This window comes from Kitasatospora sp. NPDC004799 (assembly GCF_040609095.1).
Taxonomy (GTDB): Bacteria; Actinomycetota; Actinomycetes; order Streptomycetales; family Streptomycetaceae; genus Kitasatospora.
Genome location: NZ_JBEXJK010000762.1, coordinates 1 through 1,670, shown reverse-complemented (window position 1 = coordinate 1,670; position 1,670 = coordinate 1). Strand labels below are relative to the sequence as shown.

The window sequence follows — 1,670 nt, the reverse complement described above, 5'->3', positions numbered from 1 at the left end:
GGTCGGTCCGGCGGGTGCTGCTGCACCTGATCGCCGAGACCGCGCAGCACGCCGGGCACGCGGACATCATCCTGGAGTGGACGGCGCTCGCGGCGTCGCGGTTCGCGGAGGCCTTGGCCGCGTTCGCGGTCTTCGCGGAGGCCGCGGCCCTGGCGGCGTCGGCCGCGGCGGCGTCGGCGGCGGCCTGGGCCTTGGCGACCTGGTCGGCGGCGGTGTTGGCCGAGGCCTGGGCCTGGGCCGCGTAGCCGTTGGCCTCGGCGGAGGCGTTGCGGGCGATGGCGGCGGCGGCCTGGGCCGTGGCCGCGTTCTGCTGGGCGGTCGCGGCGGCGGCGGTCGCCTGGGCGATCAGACCCTTGACGTCGGCGACGTGCAGCGCGGTGAGCTGGTCGCGCTGGAGGGCGGTGTACTGGCCCTGGGCCACGAAGGCGCGCAGGTCCTCCACCGGGCCTTCGAGGGCGATCGTCGCCGCGGCCTTGAGCTCGGGCTCGGTGGCCGGGGCGTCCTCCAGCCGGGTGGCGGTCAGGCGGTCGTCGGCGGCCTGCGCGTCCGACAGCCCCTTGCCGAGGAAGTCCCGCAGGACGGCGGGGGTGTTGACCCGCAGCGCCTCGTCGGCGGCGGCCTTGACGGCCGGGCCGGCCTTGTCGGTGATGCGGGTGATCGTCAGCCGGTTCTCCGGCGCGGCCGCCTCGTACTGACCACTGGCCAGGAACGCGGCGATCTGCGCCGCGTTGCCCTGCAGCGCGGCATAGGCCGCGGTGCGGACCGCCTCGCTGTCGGAGTTCTTGTGGATCGCGGCGACGCTGTCGCGGGCGTCGCGCTCCTCGGCCTCCCGTCGCCCGGTCTTCACGTAGGCGAACACGGCGGCGTCGTCACCGGCCAGGGCGTCCACGGCCGCCGAGTTCCCCCACGAGCCGGAGATCTTGCGGGAGATCAGGGCGAGCTTGCGGCCGTCGGTGGCGACCTGCGCCGGGGTGGCACCGGGCTGGTTGGCCAGGGCGGCCAGGCGGTCGGCCTCGGCCTTCGCCTTCTGGACGTCCTGGGCCGCCTGGTCGGTCTGCACCTGCTTCTCCGCCAGGTCGGCCTTGGCCTTGCGGGCCTTCTCCACCGCGATCGCGGTGCGGTTGGTCAGGTCCTCGGCCTCGGTGCGACGCGCCAGGTCCTGCAGGGCGTTGGCCTTGTCGACCGCGGCCTGCGCGTCCGCGGCGAAGCCGGAGGCGGCGTTCGCGTGGTTGGTCGACTCCTGCGCGGCGTTCGCGCTCTGGCCGGCGTGGTCGGCGGCGTCCCGGGCGGCCAGCGCCGCCGCGGCGGCGTGCTCACCCGCGGACTTCAGGAACGCCGCGGCCGCCTGCGACTGCGTCGCGGCCTCCCCGGCCAACTGCTGCGCGGCTGCGGCGGCACGGCCGGCCTCGGCGGCCGAGCGGCGCGTCGCCGCCGCGGCCTGCTTGGCCTTCGCCGACTGCCCGCCCGCGCTGGCCGCGTAGGAACCGGCCTGCTCGGCCGAACCCGCCGCGGCATCGGCGTTGCCCTTCGCGCTCAGCGCGGCGCCCGCCGCTTCCTGGCTGTCGGACAGGGCCTTGTCCGCGTGGCCGAGCGTGTCCTTGGCCGCGTCGACCAGCTTCGCGGCCGCGTCGGCGGCGTCCGCCGCCACCCGCGCCTCGTGCGCCTTGGTC

At 76.8% G+C, this 1,670-nt stretch carries 2 pseudogenes; one reads left to right on the top strand and one right to left on the bottom strand.

Annotated features, from left to right (window positions below):
* A pseudogene (locus ABZW03_RS40605) lies at window positions 1-77 on the top strand (DUF664 domain-containing protein); the annotation flags it as partial.
* Window positions 78-454: 377 nt separating this feature from the next.
* Here ABZW03_RS40605 and ABZW03_RS40600 read toward each other — a convergent pair.
* Window positions 455-847: pseudogene (locus ABZW03_RS40600) on the bottom strand (hypothetical protein); the annotation flags it as partial.
* Window positions 848-1,670: the final 823 nt, after the last annotated feature.